The 15046-nt window shown below is 71.5% G+C and carries 19 protein-coding genes and 1 pseudogene; 13 read left to right on the top strand and 7 right to left on the bottom strand.

Going from position 1 to position 15046, the window contains the following annotated elements:
* Nucleotides 1-21 precede the first annotated feature (21 nt).
* Together ACRDTB_RS20405 and ACRDTB_RS20410 are read left to right on the top strand one after the other, a co-directional pair.
* Nucleotides 22-750, top strand: a pseudogene (locus ACRDTB_RS20405) (thymidine kinase).
* Nucleotides 751-997: 247 nt separating this feature from the next.
* Nucleotides 998-1342 (top strand): RNA polymerase-binding protein RbpA, encoded by a 345-nt coding sequence (locus tag ACRDTB_RS20410; RefSeq protein WP_431432527.1) that lies wholly within the window; start codon nucleotides 998-1000, stop codon nucleotides 1340-1342.
* A 59-nt stretch (nucleotides 1343-1401) separates the two neighbouring features.
* On the opposite strand, the gene ACRDTB_RS20415 is transcribed toward ACRDTB_RS20410, so the two are convergent.
* The 3 genes from ACRDTB_RS20415 to lnt are packed head-to-tail and all read right to left on the bottom strand — an operon-like array spanning nucleotide 1402 to nucleotide 4205.
* Complete coding sequence (locus tag ACRDTB_RS20415) at nucleotides 1402-1767, bottom strand: hypothetical protein (protein ID WP_431432528.1); 366 nt, start codon at nucleotides 1765-1767, stop codon at nucleotides 1402-1404.
* Nucleotides 1764-2525, bottom strand: coding sequence for a polyprenol monophosphomannose synthase (locus ACRDTB_RS20420; RefSeq protein WP_431432530.1), 762 nt, complete (start codon nucleotides 2523-2525; stop codon nucleotides 1764-1766). The genes ACRDTB_RS20415 and ACRDTB_RS20420 overlap by 4 nt, the downstream gene beginning before the upstream one ends.
* Nucleotides 2526-2576: 51 nt before the next feature.
* Nucleotides 2577-4205 (bottom strand): apolipoprotein N-acyltransferase, encoded by a 1629-nt coding sequence (lnt, locus tag ACRDTB_RS20425; RefSeq protein WP_431432532.1) that lies wholly within the window; start codon nucleotides 4203-4205, stop codon nucleotides 2577-2579.
* Nucleotides 4206-4347: 142 nt separating this feature from the next.
* Between lnt and ACRDTB_RS20430 the strand changes: the two genes are divergently transcribed.
* The 6 genes from ACRDTB_RS20430 to ACRDTB_RS20455 all read left to right on the top strand — a co-directional run bounded on the left by ACRDTB_RS20430 (nucleotide 4348) and on the right by ACRDTB_RS20455 (nucleotide 9412).
* Nucleotides 4348-4968 (top strand): DUF47 domain-containing protein, encoded by a 621-nt coding sequence (locus tag ACRDTB_RS20430; protein ID WP_431432534.1) that lies wholly within the window; start codon nucleotides 4348-4350, stop codon nucleotides 4966-4968.
* A gap of 3 nt (nucleotides 4969-4971) precedes the next feature.
* Nucleotides 4972-5961: an inorganic phosphate transporter gene (locus tag ACRDTB_RS20435; protein WP_431432535.1), complete on the top strand. Its 990-nt coding sequence runs from the start codon at nucleotides 4972-4974 to the stop codon at nucleotides 5959-5961.
* A gap of 60 nt (nucleotides 5962-6021) precedes the next feature.
* On the top strand, nucleotides 6022-6384 hold the full coding sequence (locus tag ACRDTB_RS20440; RefSeq protein ID WP_431432537.1) for a VOC family protein: 363 nt from the start codon (nucleotides 6022-6024) through the stop codon (nucleotides 6382-6384).
* Nucleotides 6385-6483: 99 nt separating this feature from the next.
* On the top strand, nucleotides 6484-7659 hold the full coding sequence (locus ACRDTB_RS20445) for a pyridoxal phosphate-dependent aminotransferase (RefSeq protein WP_431432539.1): 1176 nt from the start codon (nucleotides 6484-6486) through the stop codon (nucleotides 7657-7659).
* Nucleotides 7660-7683: 24 nt separating this feature from the next.
* On the top strand, nucleotides 7684-7953 hold the full coding sequence (locus ACRDTB_RS20450) for a hypothetical protein (protein WP_431432540.1): 270 nt from the start codon (nucleotides 7684-7686) through the stop codon (nucleotides 7951-7953).
* 259 nt (nucleotides 7954-8212) lie between these two features.
* The gene (locus ACRDTB_RS20455; RefSeq protein ID WP_431432542.1) at nucleotides 8213-9412 is read left to right on the top strand and encodes a hypothetical protein; all 1200 of its coding nucleotides are present in this window, start codon (nucleotides 8213-8215) and stop codon (nucleotides 9410-9412) included.
* Here the strand turns inward: ACRDTB_RS20455 and trxA are convergent, their stop codons facing one another.
* Complete coding sequence (gene trxA / locus ACRDTB_RS20460; RefSeq protein WP_431432543.1) at nucleotides 9413-9787, bottom strand: thioredoxin; 375 nt, start codon at nucleotides 9785-9787, stop codon at nucleotides 9413-9415.
* Between the two features lie 164 nt (nucleotides 9788-9951).
* On the opposite strand from trxA, the gene ACRDTB_RS20465 reads away from it, so the two are divergent.
* Nucleotides 9952-10452, top strand: a complete 501-nt coding sequence (locus ACRDTB_RS20465) for an SRPBCC family protein (RefSeq protein WP_431432545.1) — start codon at nucleotides 9952-9954, stop codon at nucleotides 10450-10452.
* Between the two features lie 7 nt (nucleotides 10453-10459).
* On the opposite strand, the gene ACRDTB_RS20470 is transcribed toward ACRDTB_RS20465, so the two are convergent.
* Nucleotides 10460-10609, bottom strand: a complete 150-nt coding sequence (locus tag ACRDTB_RS20470) for a hypothetical protein (RefSeq protein WP_431432547.1) — start codon at nucleotides 10607-10609, stop codon at nucleotides 10460-10462.
* Nucleotides 10610-10626: 17 nt separating this feature from the next.
* Here ACRDTB_RS20470 and ACRDTB_RS20475 point away from each other — a divergent pair, with 17 nt between their 5' ends.
* Nucleotides 10627-11301, top strand: a complete 675-nt coding sequence (locus ACRDTB_RS20475; RefSeq protein ID WP_431432548.1) for a hypothetical protein — start codon at nucleotides 10627-10629, stop codon at nucleotides 11299-11301.
* Here the strand turns inward: ACRDTB_RS20475 and ACRDTB_RS20480 are convergent.
* On the bottom strand, nucleotides 11281-12063 hold the full coding sequence (locus tag ACRDTB_RS20480) for a hypothetical protein (protein ID WP_431432550.1): 783 nt from the start codon (nucleotides 12061-12063) through the stop codon (nucleotides 11281-11283). The two genes, ACRDTB_RS20475 and ACRDTB_RS20480, sit on opposite strands and share 21 nt — an antisense overlap.
* Before the next feature lie 78 nt (nucleotides 12064-12141).
* On the opposite strand from ACRDTB_RS20480, the gene ACRDTB_RS20485 reads away from it, so the two are divergent.
* Complete coding sequence (locus ACRDTB_RS20485; protein ID WP_431432552.1) at nucleotides 12142-13332, top strand: metallophosphoesterase; 1191 nt, start codon at nucleotides 12142-12144, stop codon at nucleotides 13330-13332.
* Nucleotides 13333-13362: 30 nt separating this feature from the next.
* Here ACRDTB_RS20485 and ACRDTB_RS20490 read toward each other — a convergent pair whose 3' ends face one another.
* Entirely contained in the window at nucleotides 13363-13578 is a 216-nt protein-coding gene (locus ACRDTB_RS20490; RefSeq protein ID WP_431432554.1) for an EF-hand domain-containing protein, read from the bottom strand.
* Nucleotides 13579-13649: 71 nt separating this feature from the next.
* Here ACRDTB_RS20490 and ACRDTB_RS20495 point away from each other — a divergent pair, with 71 nt between their 5' ends.
* Together ACRDTB_RS20495 and ACRDTB_RS20500 are read left to right on the top strand one after the other, a co-directional pair.
* Nucleotides 13650-14423, top strand: a complete 774-nt coding sequence (locus ACRDTB_RS20495; RefSeq protein WP_431432556.1) for a cyclase family protein — start codon at nucleotides 13650-13652, stop codon at nucleotides 14421-14423.
* On the top strand, nucleotides 14420-15046 hold a 627-nt coding region (locus ACRDTB_RS20500; protein WP_431432557.1), incomplete at its 3' end, for a thiamine pyrophosphate-binding protein. The genes ACRDTB_RS20495 and ACRDTB_RS20500, both read left to right, overlap by 4 nt.

The following is a 15046-nucleotide window of genomic DNA, read 5'->3' on the forward strand; positions in this document are numbered from 1 at the left end:
GGGTGGCGGCTCGTGGAACCGATGCCGCCTCTTCTCGACGACCCGACCGACGCGCTGTCCGCGGTGCCCGCCTCCGGGTCGCGGCGCGGTGCGCCGGTGATCGGGCACCTGCGGTTCTACTACGGGCCGATGGACTGCGGGAAGTCGACGCTCGCGCTGCAGGTCGACCACAACCAGTCGCGGCAGGGCCGCAAGGGGCTGCTGCTGGTACACCACGACCGGTCCGGCAAGGCCCAGATCACGAGCCGGATCGGTATCACCCGCACGGCCATCGAGGTGCATGCGGGCGTCGACCTGCGCGACATGGTGCGGGCCCGGTGGGCCGAGGGCGTGCGGGTCGACTACCTGATCGTCGACGAGGCGCAGTTCCTCGCGCCGGAGCAGGTCGACCAGCTCGCCGAACTCGCCGACGACGTGCAGGTCGACGTGTACTGCTTCGGGATCGCGACGGACTTCCGCAGCCAGCTGTTTCCCGGCTCGCGCCGCCTGTTCGAGCTCGCGGACGAGTTGGAGCCGGTGCAGGTGGACGTGCTGTGCTGGTGTGGCCTGCCGGCCAGGTTCAACGCTCGCGTGGTCGACGGCGAGGTGATTCGCGCCGGCGACACCGTGCTGGTGGCCGACACGGAACGTGAGTCACCATAACTCGCCGGGGCGACTACTGTTCGTTACCAAGTACTGTGCCGCCGACACTTCCGGTTGGGCGATCTCGGCCCGACTGTGGCCGCGCAGGGACAACTCAGTCTCGCCTAAGGGCCCATCAGGAGCAGCCGTCTACCCCGGATGGGTGACCCATGACCCAATCCTGAGACAGCTGCGTCACGAACATGTTTAAGCACGGTCTTCACGGTGGAAACTTGAGTAGCAGGGCTCGCAGAAGATCACCCAGAGCAACCGAGTGTGGCACGCGGGGAACGAAATCACGCACTCCGGCGTTGCTCTTGGTGAGCACCACCCTGGTTCGAGCCGGGAGCCTCGAACCTAACGAAAGGACGTCGCGATGGCCGACCGTGTACTTCGTGGAAGCCGACTTGGCGCGGTCAGCTACGAGACCGATCGTAACCACGATCTCGCGCCACGCCGCACCATCCGCTACGCGTGCCCGAAGGACCACGAGTTCGAGGTCCCGTTCTCGGACGACGCCGAGGTCCCCGCGGTGTGGGAGTGCCGTCTGCACGGCACCGTGTCGAAGCTGATCGACGGTACCGAGCCCGAGGCCAAGAAGGTCAAGCCGCCGCGCACGCACTGGGACATGCTGCTCGAGCGCCGGAGCATCCCCGAGCTCGAGGATCTGCTGGACGAGCGGTTGCAGGAGCTGAAGGTGCGGCGCAGCCGCTCCGCCTGAGCCTTCCCGCGGCTCACCGAAAGCCACACGCCGGATTTCCGGGTGTGGCTTTCGGCGTCTCAGGGGAGAACGTCCTTGAACTCGACCCGGATCGCGTGCATCGGGACGGTGTCGATGTTCTCCACCGAGTGCGGGCCCTCCGGCGGGCACCACGAACCGGTCAGCTCCGCCCGCGGCGGCAGCGGATCCGGCGACTCGAACCTCACCTCGTCGCCGACGCAGTAGCGGATCCGCGCTCGGCCGTCGGTCATCATCACGCTCGGCCAGCGGTGCGTGTGCTCCGGCTCGTGCGTGCCCGGGTCGAGGGTCACCTCGAGCACCCGCACGTGGGAGTTCTCGAACACCACTCGGTGCGAGCGCGGCGCGGCGGCGACGGCGTCGAGCTCGTCGCCCCACAGCCACTCCCCCTCGACCCAGTGGCTCATCCGGGCCGCCGGGCGAACAGCGAACGCACCTGGGTGCCCCGCCGCCGCAGGCCCCACTTCGTCACTCGGATCAGCGCCTCGCGGATGATGTCGCCGGACATCTTCGACTGGCCATGCACCCGCTCGGTGAACGTGATCGGCACCTCGACCACCGTGAAGCCGGCCTCGATCGTCCGCCAGCCCAGATCGATCTGGAAGCAGTAGCCCTGCGACGCGACATTGTCGATGCGGATCTTCTCCAGTGCCGCCCGCCGGTACGCGCGGAACCCGCCGGTGATGTCCTTGACCTTCGCGCCCAACGCGAGCCGCGAGTAGACGTTCGCGCCCCACGACAGGAAGTACCGCCGCTTCGGCCAGTTCACGACCTTGCCGCCGGGCACGTACCGGGAGCCGATCGCGAGGTCGGCGTCGGTGAGTGCGTCGAGGATCCGGGGCAGGTCCTCCGGGGCGTGCGAGCCGTCGGCGTCCATCTCGACCAGCACGGCGTAGTCCCGCTCCAGGCCCCACCGGAACCCCGCCACGTACGCCGCGCCGAGGCCGTTCTTCTCCGCGCGGTGCAAGACGTGCACCCGCACCTCGGTGTCGCTCTTCGCCAGCTCGTCGGCGACGTCGCCGGTGCCGTCCGGGCTGCCGTCGTCGACGACGAGGACGTGCGCCTTCGGCAGGGCCGCGTGCAGCCGGGCCACGATCGACTCGATGTTGTCCCGCTCGTTGTAGGTCGGGATCACCACCAGCACCGGCTCGAGCTGGTCCGCCATACGTCGTTCTCCTCCTCGTCGACGCGTCAGCGCCGGGCTGGTACTGGGTGGTTACGTGCTGGCCCGCCGACGCCGCACGACGACGGCCGCGGCGAGCGCGCCGAGCCCGAGGATCGTCAGGACCCACTCCGGGCTCGAACCGAGTCGATCGGACAGCGTAGTCGTCGACCGCAGGGGCACCCGTTCGACCAGGGCGGCGTCGGTGAACAGGCCGGTCCGCTGGCTGATCGAGCCGTCCGGGCGCACGAACGCGCTGACCCCGCTCGTCGCCGCGACGGCCACCTCGCGGCCGTGCTCGACCGCCCGTACGCGGTCCATCGCGAGCTGCTGGTAGGTCATCTCCGTGTACCCGAAGGTGGCGTTGTTCGTGGGCACCGCGAGCAGGTTCGCCCCCTCGACCGACTCCCGCACCACGCCGTCGAACGCCACCTCGTAGCAGGTCGCCAGGCCGACGCGCGCCCTGCCCGTGTCTCCGCCCATGTCGAACACCGTCGGCTCGTCGCCCGGCACGAAGCGGCCGGCCCGGTCCACCGCGGAGGTGAACAGGCGGAAGAACGGCCGCCACGGCATCGTCTCGCCGAAGGGCTGCAGCTGGCGCTTGGTGTACTGGCTGACCGGCCCGCGGTCGGGGTCCCAGAGCAGGATCGCGTTGCGCGGCAGGCCGTCGTCGCCGACGAGCACCGAGCCGACCGCGATGGGCGCGCCGATCGCGGTCGCGGCGCGGTCGATGCCGGCCCGGGCGTCCGGGTTGCGGAACGGGTCGATGTCGGAGGAGTTCTCCGGCCAGATCACCAGGTCCGGCTGCTGCTCCCGGCCGGCGGCGACGTCCTCGGCGAGCCGCACGGTCCGGTCGACGTGGTTGTCCAGCACGGCCCGCCGCTGCGCGTTGAAGTCCAGGCCCGCGCGCGGCACGTTGCCCTGCACGAGCGCGACCGTGGCCTCGCCGTCGTTCGCGTCGGTGCCGACCAGCGGCAGCGCACCGAACGCGGCGGCGACCGGCAGCAGCACGGCGAGCACGGGCGTGAGCAGCCGCCGCGCGGTCCGCTCGCCGTGCGTCAGCCGGCGAACCAGCGCGGTGAGGCCGAACCCGGTCAGGGTCACGGCGAACGCGATCAGCGGGGTGCCGGCGACCGCGGCCAGCGGCAGGTAGACGCCCTCGGGCTGGGTGAACGCGATGTTGCCCCACGGGAAGCCGCCGAACGGGAACACCGAGCGCAGCGCCTCCCCCGCCACCCACAGCAGCGCCGCCCACACCGGCCATCCCCGCAGCACGCTCACCACCGAGATCGCGGCGCCCGACAGCGCCACGAGCAGCGCCTCCGCGAACGCGAGCGGCAGCCACGCGACCAGGCCGACGAACTCGCCGGTCCACGCGAGCAGCGGGACGAGGTAGCCGAGCCCGAAGCACAGCGAGTAGCCGAAGCCGGCCCGGGCACGGCGGTCGCGGATCATCCAGCCGAGGACGGCGAACGCGATCAGCGCGAGCCACCACAGCACGCGCGGCGGGCCGCTGAGATAGAGCAGCACCCCGGCCGCGGCGGCGACCAGCAGCCGGACCAGGACATGCCAGCGCGGTGCTCGCTCCTCCGGCGTGGCGGACCTCGCCGTCGACTCCGGCGCTGCCGTCGACTCCGTCGAGGGGTCCGGAGCTGAGTCCGGCGATACCGCTGGTGCGACCACCTGGTCAGGGTACGGCTTGCCGTGTTCACTCCCCGTGGGCACTCCGCGGCGGGTGTCGTAGCGACGAACGTAGGGTGTACTGAGCGTTTCGCACAGGTGGCGTGCGGCCATACTCCTCCGAAGATCGCGGAGGGAGGCATCGATGCGCCTACGTATCAAGCCCCGGGACACCCGGTTCTTCGAGCTGTTCAGCGTCGCCGGCACGAACGTCGTCGCGGCGGTGGACGTGTTGCGCGAGTTCGTGGCCGCACCCACCGACCAGCGAGCCGACCTTGCGATACGCATGCACGACGCGGAGCACGCCGGCGACGACGCCACGCACGCCATCGTCGAGCAGCTCGACCGCTCGTTCATCACGCCGTTCGACCGCGAGGACATCTACCGGCTCGCGGTCCGCCTCGACGACGTCGTCGACTTCATGGACGCCGCGGTCGACCTCGCCACGCTCTACAACCCGGAGGCGCTGCCCGACGGCGTGCGGGCGCAGGTGGACATCCTCGACGAGATGTCCCGGCTCACCGCCGACGCCATGCCCAGACTGTCGACACTTCGCAACCTCACCGGCTATTGGGTCAAGATCAACGAGCTGGAGAACGACGCCGACCAGGTCTACCGCCGGCTGCTGTCCTACCTGTTCAACGGCGAGCACGGCACGCTGACGGTGATGAAGCTCAAGGAGATCATCGACCAGCTTGAGTCGGCGGCCGACGCGTTCGAGCACGTCGCGGACGTCGTACACACCATCGCGGTGAAAGAGTCCTGACGGGTGGAGCTTCTCGCGCTCGTTCTCATCATCCTGCTGGCGACCGGGTTCGACTTCACCAACGGGTTCCACGACGCCGCGAACGCGGTGGCGAGCGCAGTGTCGACCGGAGCGCTGTCGTTGCGCGGCGCGCTCGGTCTCGCCGCGGTGATGAACCTCGTCGGCGCGCTCGCGGGCACCGGCGTGGCGGTCACCGTCGCGAAGGGCGTCATCGCCACGCCGCACTCCAGCGGCGGGCTGCAGGTGGTCGGCGCGGCCCTGGTCGGCGCGATCCTGTGGAACATCACGACGTGGTACTTCGGCCTGCCGTCCTCGTCCTCGCACGCGCTGATCGGCGGGCTGGTGGGCGCCGCGCTGGCGTCGGCGACGCAGGTGCAGTGGACGGGCGTGGTCACCAAGGTCGCGATCCCCATGGTCCTCTCGCCGCTCGTCGGGATGACGCTGGGCTATCTGACGATGGTCGGCCTCATGTGGCTGTTCCGCCGGGCCAACGCGCATCGCGCGAGCCGGATCCTGCGTCGTGCGCAACTGGTGTCGGCGGCGAGCCTGGCGTTCGGGCACGGTCTGCAGGACGCGCAGAAGAGCATGGGCGTGATCGTTCTCGCGCTCGTCGTGACCGGGCACCAGGACGACTTCACAGTGCCGTTCTGGGTGATCCTGCTGTGCGCGGCCGCCCTCGCGGCGGGCACGTGGTCCGGCGGCCTGCGGATCATGCGCACGATGGGCCGACGGATCTTCAACCTCACGCCCGCGCACGGTTTCGCGGCCGAGCTGTCGGCGACGTCGGTGCTGTACACGACGGCGTTCGTGTTCGCCGCGCCGGTGTCGACGACGCACGTGATGACGTCGGCGGTGATGGGCGTCGGCGCGACCCGGCGCAGGTCGGCGGTGCGCTGGTCGGTCGCCGGGGACATCGCGATCGGCTGGGTGCTCACCGCCCCCGCGGCAGCGACGATCGCGGCGATCGCCTACGGAGTGGTGACGATCTTCTAGCGTCCCGTCGGGTCGAGTCGTGGACCGGTCTTTGTCGTACCCGGGTGCTAGACATGCGGCATGCGAGTGGGATCGATCGTGATGGGCGTGTCGGACGTGCGTCGCGCGATGGAGTTCTGGGGTCGCGCGCTGGGCTACGTGCCGCGCGACGAGCCGGAGGCCACGTGGGTGGTGCTCACCTCCGCGTCCGGCGCCGGCCCGAACGTGTCGCTGATGCGCAGCGAGACTCCGGTGCAGGAGAAACCGCGGGTGCACCTCGACCTGTACACCAGCGACCAGGCCGGCGAGGTCGACCGGCTGGTCGGGCTCGGTGCGTCCCATGTGGACTGGCAGGACTACCCGCCCGACGCGGACTTCGTGGTCCTCGCCGACACCGAGGGCAACCGGTTCTGCGTGATCCAGCACGGCTTACCGCCCACCTGACCGGGAGTCGCCACCGTCGCGGGCCGTTATCTGTCCATGAACTGTCGCCCTACACCGTACGTATGGGCTTGTGACCCCGAGAGAAACGGACGTGATCGCGTGGGCGACAGCGTCGACGCGGGCCTGTTCCAGCAGACCGCGCACAGTCCTTCCTTCTTCGAGCTGGCCCGGCGGATGAGCGACAACGGCCAGCAGCTGGTCGACTTCTGCATCCCGTGCAACCCGTACTTCCCCACCCCGGAGATGTTCGACGCGCTCGCCGCGAACCTCGAGACGGTGCTGAAGTTCTACCCGAGTGACGCCGACACGATCTCTGGCCAGCTCGCCCGCGTCCTCGGGCTCAACCCCAGCACGATCGCGATGTCGAACGGCTCGACCGAGCTGATCACGTGGATGGACCACCTGTGGATCCACGACAGCGTGGCCGTGCCGGTCCCGACGTTCGGTCGCTGGACCGACCAGCCGCTGGGGACCGGCAAGCGGGTCGACATGTTCCCGCTGCGCGAGGTGGACTGCTTTCAGCTCAACGTCGACGAGTACGTCCGGTTCATCCGCGCCCGCCGCTCCCGGGTGGCCGTCCTGTGCAACCCCAACAACCCCGACGGCGGGTACGTCACGCGCCGCGACGTCATCCGGTTCATGGACGAGCTCGTCGACCTCGACCTCGTCGTGATCGACGAGTCCTTCATCGACTTCGTCGAGGTCGAGCGCGACCCGTCGGTGGCGATGGAGGCGGCGATCCGACCGAACGTCGTGGTGCTCAAGAGCCTCGGCAAGAACTTCGGTCTGCACGGCATCCGCTTCGGCTACCTCGTCGCCAACCCCGGGCTCGCCGGCAAGATGCGCAACACGCTGCCCAAGTGGAACCTCAATTCGCTCGCCGAGACGATCGTGTTCATGCTCCGCGACCACGGCGCCGAGTACCAGCGCAGCCTGCAGCTGCTCGCCCGCGACCGGTACAGCATGGCCATGCAGCTGGCCCAGCTACCCGAGCTCACGGTGTTCACCTCGCAGGCGAACTTCCTGCTCGTCAAGCTCGCGCCCGGGATAGACGGCTCCGACCTGCGCGACTACCTCATCAACTCCCACCAGGTCTTCATCCGGGAGTGCGGCAACAAGCTCGGCATGAGCAACCAGTACCTGCGGGTGGTCGTGCGCCCGCAGCAGGACGTGGCGCGCCTGGTGGCGGGCATCCACGACTACTGCCGGCCGCGTCAGTGGCCGGCGGACGACGAGCTCGCCCTCCGCCGCAACGCCGGACGCTCCGCCTCCTAGTGCCGGGGCGGGCACACTGGTGACATGGCAGACCAACCGGATCCGATCGACGCCGAGCTCGTCGAGGACGACACCAGTGCCGTGGCGCCGGCCACGGACTACACCGACGCGGGCGTGCCGACGTTCGACTACGTCCGCGACCGCATCGAGAACAAGGCGGCGACGTCCATCGGCGCCCAGGAGCTGGCTGACGCGACCCCCGAGGGCAGGGACGTCGAGGACCAGTTCGCCGCCCGGGAACGCGCCGGCCGCGACAAGTTGGAGGAGATCCGCCGCCGGATGCGTGGTGAGTAGGCCGGCGGGTGGCTGCCGCATTGTCCACTCAGGACCCAATGCCGGCGCCGGGCCGACGTCCCGCGAGACCGCGGTACACGCCTGCTCGCCGCCGGCGCCACCGACCGCGAGATCGCGACCAAGTTGTGTCTCGGCGAGGGCACCGTGAAGGACCACCTCTCCCGTATCCTCGCCGGCTGGCACTGCGCCCGCACCCCAGGCGGCGATCCACGGCCGCGCCCACGAGCCTGCTGTGAGTCGCTCCGCGACAACGGAGGTCATGGTGAGAACCGCCGCACTCGTCGGTGTCGTCGCGCTGGTGGCGCTGCTCGTGTCGGGCTGTGAGAAGCGAGCCGGGCTGCTCGCCGCGCAGCGCGACGCGCGCGTGCCGTCCACCACCTCCGCGCCGAAGCCGCCCCCGACGTGGCGGCTCGGCCAGACGGTGACCACGAAGGCCACCAGCGTGCTGCGGGACGTCGTCGCGGTCGACGCCACGCACGCCTGGGCGGTGGGCCTGGACGCCTACGACCCCGCGAACCCGGACGCCACCGGTGTTCCGTTCGTGCAACGGTGGGACGGCCGGACCTGGTCGCGGGTGGACCTGCCCGGCGTCACCTGGCACGGCGGGCTGTCGCTCGTGGCGGCGGACTCGGCGACGAACGTGTGGGCGGTCGGCAGCTCCCGGCCCGCCCCGGCCGGCGCGGTCGTGCGGGTGCTGCGCCACGACGGCGACACGTGGGCCGAGGTCCCGCTGCCGGCGGGCACGACCGCCGGCACCACCATCACCGACCTGGCCGTCGCCGGCGGGCACACCTGGCTCACCGGGTACCGGGGCGGCCAGGTGGTCGTCCTGCAGTGGGACGGGCTGACCTGGCAGCGGCACGCCCCGCCGGCCGAGTGCACGCAGGGCGGCACCTCGTTCGGTGGCATTCCGACGTTCTGCAACTTCACCGGGATCACCGCGTTCGCCACCGACGACGTGTGGGTCGCCGGGAACGCGGCCTGGCCGGGCTTCAAGGGCCCGCTGCTGTTTCACTGGGACGGCACGAGGTGGACGCCCGTAGAGGTCGGCCTCACCAACGCCGTGACGTCGTTCAGCGAGATCGCCGGCCGGCCCGGCGACCTGTGGGCCGTGGGCCACACCGCCGGCTACGGCGGGCCGATCGCCGTCCAGGGGGACGGGCGGACCTGGCGGGTGGTCGAGGGCCTGCCCACCGCCCGCCACACCGACGTCGCCGTGGACGCGGACGGCAACCCGTGGGTGCTGGAGAACTTCCCGAAGCCGAGCGCCACGCTCGCCACCTTCCGCGACGGCCGCTGGGCCGGCACGGAGGCGCCCCTGCCGCCGGACACCGTCGGCATCAGCCTGCACGGCATCACGGCGGTGCCGGGCACACCGCGCATGTTCGCGGTGGGCAACGTCGACCTGCCGGGGCGGCCGCGGCTGCTCCAGTCGGTGGTGCTGGAGTACCGCCGCTGATCAGTCGTCGGTCTGCTGCTGCTCTTGGGCTATCGCCTCGCGCACCTCGTCCATGTCGACGGCACGCACCTTGTCGATCAGCTCCTGGAGGGCGGGCGCGGGCAGCGCGCCGGGCTGGGCGTAGAGCACGACGCCGTCGCGCACGGCCATCAGGGTCGGGATGGAGGAGATGTCGAACGCCTGGGCCAGCTCGACCTGGGCCTCGGTGTCGACCTTGCCGAACACGATGTCGTCATGCGTCTCCGCGGCCTTCTCGAAGACCGGCGCGAAGCTCCGGCACGGGCCACACCACGCCGCCCAGAAGTCGACGAGCACGGTTCCGGGTGCGCCTACGACCTCGTTGAAGTTCTCGGTTGTCAGCTCGACGGTGGCCACGTGATACCGCTCCTTCTCGGTTGGATACCCGATGTCAACGACACGGCCACCCGACTTGTTCCGGAGCCGGTGATCACGGCCGCTCGCCGAACGCCGTTCTCCGGACGTGCGCACCAGGCCGCCGACCGTGTCGCCCCCGGCCGTTCGCGGGCTACGGTTTTCCGGTGGAGCCGACGATCTCGCTGCGCACAGAGGTGGCCGCCGACCCGATGACCGTGTGGTCGATGGTCAGCGACCTGCCGCGCATGGGCGAGTTCAGCCCGGAGAACGCCGGCGGCACGTGGCTGCACGGCGCGACAGGCCCGGCCGTGGGCGCGGAGTTCCGCGGTGTCAACCACAACGGCGAGCGCGAGTGGTGGACGAAGGTGCACGTGGTCGAGTGCGAGCCGGGCCGCCGCCTCACCTTCGACGTGTGGACCCCGTTCGGCGTCCGGGTGTCGCGCTGGTCCTACGAGATCACCGCGACCGCGACCGGCTGCCGGCTGACCGAGCACTGGTACCGCGTCGGCAACTGGTTCATCCGCCGCTTCATGGGCCCCCGCATCACCGGCCGCGCGGACCGGCCCGGCTACAACGCCAGGTCGATCGAGCACACCCTGGCCGCGGTCAAGGCCACCGCCGAGGCCGCCCACCGCACCGGACCCGAGCTCCGGCGCACGGCCTGACGGCCGCTCAGCGCGTCTCGGCGACGCGGGCGTGCAGGCGTTCGCGGATCTCCTCCGGGGTGTACGCGCGCCGGCGCCGCTCGGCCCGGGCGATCACCGCTCCGGTGGCGGCCACGCCCACGAAACCCGCCACGCCCAAGATCTTCCACCAGCGCATGCGCCTACGCTACAGCGGTGGCCGACACCCAGCTCGATCTCGACGACGCGGTCCACCTGACTCGCACCGGCGACGTCTGGCTGTTCCGCGGCAGCACGGTCGCCGACCGAACCATCCGGATCACCACCAACAGCCCGATCAACCACGTCGGCATGTCCGTCGTCATCGAGGACCTGCCGCCGTTGATGTGGCACGCCGAGCTGGGCCGCGCGCTCACCGACATGTGGACGGGCGGGCGCCACCGTGGCGTCCAGCTGCACGACCTACGCGAGGCCGTCGAGCTGTGGACCACCCGGTACAAGCAGCGCGCCTGGCTGCGCCAGCTCGAACCACCGGTGACCCGCGAGCAGGAGGACGCCGTCCTCAAGACCGTCGCGCGGCTCGACGGCACCCCGTTCCCCTCCACGACCAGGCTCCTCTCCCGGTGGCTGTACGGACGGGTACCGCGGCTGCCGAAGCGGTCGAGAACGTCGAGAACGTCGACAAAGTCGGGAAAGCCAGAGGGAACGCTCGAGACCGCCTACTGCGCGGAGGTCGTCGCGATCACCTACCAGGCCATGGGTCTGCTGCCCGCCACGCGCAAGCCGACCTGGTACGACCCGGGCCGGTTCTGGAGCGGCGACGAGCTGAGCCTGGACGCCGGCCTGCGGCTCGGCGACGAGATCGCGATCTCACCCGGCGTTCGCGCGTAGCCACTTGTGGCCGGCCCGCGCCGCTCGCTTGAGGGCCGACCGCTCGCCGAGATAGTCCCCCGCCATCCCGACGATCGGCAGCTTTCCCAGCGCCTGGTGGCGGAGCCGACCGTGCGGACGCTTCTCCAGCTCGCCGCGGATCGCCAGCAGCATCCGGCCCTGCCGCCACAGCCACTTCGCCGCGGACCGCACGCCGAACCGCCGGCCGTCCGGCGGCGCCGGGGGCCCGGCGTCGGTGAGCTCGGCGACGACCGCGTCGTCGGCCGCGTCGTCGCCGTTGCCCGCGGCGACCGCCGGATCGATGTCCCGCTCGAAGAGCACCGCGGCGAGCAGCCGGACGCGCGTGCCGCGGTCGTCGACGCCGTGCTCGGACGCGATCGCGCAGAGCAGCAGGCCCTGCCCGGCCGTGCCGAGGACGTCCTGCAGCGGTACCCGGTCGCCGAGCGCGCCGGCGAGCCCGGTGACCGACGCGGCGAGCGCGGTGAGCCGCCCGACCCGGTTGACCCACCAGTCGGACCGCTCGTCCGCGGTCATCCGCGCCCAGCTCTCCGAACCCGGGTACCGGATCCCCTTGAGCCGGGCCCTGATCCGCTCGAACCGCGTGCGATCGACAGTCGGGTCGGCGGGGCCGTCGGGCTCGCCCGCCGCACCGTCCTCGATGTCCGTGTCGTCGGTGCGTAGCCGGGCCAGCATCGGACCGCTACCGCGGACGAACGCACGCAGCACGGCCGCCACCCGTTCGTCGGTGATCTGGTCGGCCACCCGCGTTCACCTCCTCCTCGGGGTACCACTCCGGTCGTCGACCACCCCACCGCCGGTAGCGTGGTTTCGGGAGGGTACATGTCGCAGACCGAGCAACCCACCGAGCGGCGGGACCGCGTCGCGCGGCCGCGGAGCCGGCGAGCGTTCCTGGTCGTCCTGCTCGTCGCGCTGGTGCTGCTGTTCGTCGGGCCGTGGTGGGTCCTCGTCGTCCTTCCACAGTGGCCGGTCGCCGTGTTCGTCGCCGGCACCGTGGTGTTCCTCGGCGGCGCGCTGCTGTTCCCGGTGCTGATGTTCCTCGGGCACGGGCCCCGCGCGCTGGACCGGGTCGCGGCGGTCGCCGACACGACGCTCGGCGTGGTCTGGATCCTGCTGACGTGGTCGGTGCTCGCCATCGTGCCGCGGTACGTGCTCGCGGCCGCGGGCGTGCCCGACCCGCTGCGCTCGCGCATCGTGGCCGCGGCGGTCGCCGGTGTCGCGCTGGTGCTCGTCTGCTGGGGCGTGGTCGAGGCGATGCGGGTGCCCCGGGTCCGCACCACCGAGGTGGTCCTGCCTCGGCTCGGCGCCGGCCTCGACGGCACCCGCGTGGTTCTACTCGCCGACACCCACTTCGGACCGATCGACCGTGCCCGCTGGTCGGCCCGGACCGCCGCCGCGGTCGGCGCGCTCGAGCCGGACATCGTGTGCCACGCCGGGGACATCGCCGACGGCACCGTGGCGAAGCGCCGCGCGCAGGCGGCCCCACTCGGCGACATCCACGCGCGACTGGCCCGGGTGTACGTGACCGGGAACCACGAGTACTTCGGTGAGGCGCAGGCCTGGCTCGACCACATGGCCGAGCTGGGCTGGACACCGCTGCACAACCGGCACCGGATCGTCGAGCGCGGCGGCGACCGGCTCGTGCTGGCCGGGATCGACGACGCCACCGCGGTCGGGTCCGGCCTGCCCGGCCACGGCGCGAACCTCGCCGCCGCCCTCGCCGGCGCCGACCCGAACCTCCCGGTGCTGCTGCTCGCCCACCAGCCCCAGCAGGTCCGCCACGCCGCCGCCGGCGGCGTCGACCTGCAGGTGTCGGGCCACACGCATGGCGGCCAGATCTGGCCGTTCCACTACCTGGTGCGGGTCGACCAGCCGTCCGTGCACGGCCTCACCCGCCACGGCGAGCGCACCCAGCTCTACACGACCCGCGGTGCCGGCTTCTGGGGACCGCCGCTACGGGTCTTCGCGCCCAGCGAGATCAGCCTGCTGATCCTGCGGTCCGGCGGCGCCTGACTCGGGGCCCCAGCGCGTGTCGGGCGCGGGTCAGCCGGCGCGGTTCCAGGCGGCGGTGAACTCCGCGAGCGAGATCCGGCCGTCGGCGTCGGTGTCCGCGTCGGCGAAGATCGACGCGACCTCGGCGTCGGTGATCTTCTCGCCACGCGCTGCCATCGCCGAGGCGAACTCCGCCATCGTGATCTGCCCGTCGTCGTTCATGTCCAGCTCGTTGAACGTGCTGGCCAGCTCCTCGCTCGTGGACATGCCTCGCGCCTCCTGGATCGGGACCGGACCGCAGCATAGTGTCCGGCAAGGACCCACACCTGGAGGCCACGATGCCGCTGCTGGCTGACCTGCTCGACTCGATCGCCGCGAACCGTGTCGAGATCGTCGACCTGACCGCCCCGCTGTCGAAGGACACCCCGATCCTGCAGCTGCCACCACCGTTCGCGAACACGATCAACTTCTCCCTCGAACAGATCAGCCGGTACGACGAGGCCGGCCCGAACTGGTACTGGAACAACATCCACACCGGCGAGCACACCGGCACGCACGTGGACGCGCCCGTGCACTGGTCGTCCGGAAAGGACGGTCCGGACGTGTCCCAGCTGGCGCTGCGCACGCTCGTGGCGCCCGCGGTCGTGGTGGACGTGTCCGATCGAGCCGTCGCGGACCCGGACTACCTGCTGCGGATCGACGACGTGCGGCTGTGGGAGGCGGAGAACGGCCCGCTGCCGGCCGGTGGCTGGGTGCTGCTGCGCACCGGCTGGGACCGCCGCTCGAACGACGCGACGCGGTTCCTCAACGCCGACGAGACCGGCCCGCACACGCCGGGCATCGCCGCGGAGTGCGCCCGCTGGCTCGCCGAGGACACCAACCTCGCCGGCCTGGGCGTGGAGACCGTCGGCACCGACGCGGGCGCCGCGCACGGCTTCGATCCGCCGTTCCCGTGCCACCACTACTTCCTCGGCGCCGGCAAGCTGGGCCTGACCCAGCTGCAGAACCTCGCGCGGCTGCCGGCGACGGGTGCGGTGCTGGTGATCTCGCCGCTGCCGATCGTCGGCGGCTCGGGCAGTCCGGCGCGGGTCTACGCGCTGGTCGAGCGGTGACCGGCACGGGTACGAGCACGGGGACCAGTACGGCCGAGCTGGTCGGCACGACGCTCGCCCGGCTCGGGGTGGCGCACGCGTTCGGTGTCGTCGGCAGCGGCAACTTCGTGGTGACCAACGCGCTGCGCGCGGGCGGCGTGCCGTTCGTCGCCGCCCGCCACGAGGGCGGCGCGGCGACCATGGCCGACGCCTACGCGCGGATGAGCGACCGGCTCGCCGTCGTCACCACGCACCAGGGCTGCGGCCTGACCAACGCGCTGACCGGCGTCACCGAGGCGGCCAAGAGCCGGACCCCGCTGCTCGTGCTCACCGCCGACACCCCCGGCGCGGCCGTGCGGAACAACTTCCGCATCGACCAGGCCGCCGCCATCGCCGCGGTGGGCGCCGTGCCCGAGCGGGTCCACTCCCCCGCCTCCGCGGTGGCCGACACCGTGCGCGCGTACCGCACGGCCGTCCACGAGCGGCGCACGGTGGTGCTCAACCTGCCGCTCGACGTCCAGGCCGCACCGGCCGAGCCCGCACCGGTCACCCTGCCGCCAGCGCCGAACCCGGTCCGGCCCGGCGAGGACGCCGTCGCCGGGCTGGCCGCGGCGATTCGCGCGGCCAGCCGCCCGGTGTTCGTC

This window comes from Actinophytocola sp. (genome assembly GCF_050699935.1).
Classification (GTDB): domain Bacteria; phylum Actinomycetota; class Actinomycetes; order Mycobacteriales; family Pseudonocardiaceae; genus Actinophytocola.

Bases quoted from the DNA above. Each gene is read 5' to 3' on its own strand.
- ACRDTB_RS20410 (WP_431432527.1), top strand. From the start codon at position 998: ATGGCCGACCGTGTACTTCGTGGAAGCCGACTTGGCGCGGTCAGCTAC.
- ACRDTB_RS20415 (WP_431432528.1), bottom strand. From the start codon at position 1,767: ATGAGCCACTGGGTCGAGGGGGAGTGGCTGTGGGGCGACGAGCTCGAC.
- ACRDTB_RS20420 (WP_431432530.1), bottom strand. From the start codon at position 2,525: ATGGCGGACCAGCTCGAGCCGGTGCTGGTGGTGATCCCGACCTACAAC.
- ACRDTB_RS20430 (WP_431432534.1), top strand. From the start codon at position 4,348: ATGCGCCTACGTATCAAGCCCCGGGACACCCGGTTCTTCGAGCTGTTC.
- ACRDTB_RS20440 (WP_431432537.1), top strand. From the start codon at position 6,022: ATGCGAGTGGGATCGATCGTGATGGGCGTGTCGGACGTGCGTCGCGCG.
- ACRDTB_RS20450 (WP_431432540.1), top strand. From the start codon at position 7,684: ATGGCAGACCAACCGGATCCGATCGACGCCGAGCTCGTCGAGGACGAC.
- ACRDTB_RS20455 (WP_431432542.1), top strand. From the start codon at position 8,213: ATGGTGAGAACCGCCGCACTCGTCGGTGTCGTCGCGCTGGTGGCGCTG.
- ACRDTB_RS20470 (WP_431432547.1), bottom strand. From the start codon at position 10,609: ATGCGCTGGTGGAAGATCTTGGGCGTGGCGGGTTTCGTGGGCGTGGCC.
- ACRDTB_RS20485 (WP_431432552.1), top strand. From the start codon at position 12,142: ATGTCGCAGACCGAGCAACCCACCGAGCGGCGGGACCGCGTCGCGCGG.
- ACRDTB_RS20490 (WP_431432554.1), bottom strand. From the start codon at position 13,578: ATGTCCACGAGCGAGGAGCTGGCCAGCACGTTCAACGAGCTGGACATG.
- ACRDTB_RS20495 (WP_431432556.1), top strand. From the start codon at position 13,650: ATGCCGCTGCTGGCTGACCTGCTCGACTCGATCGCCGCGAACCGTGTC.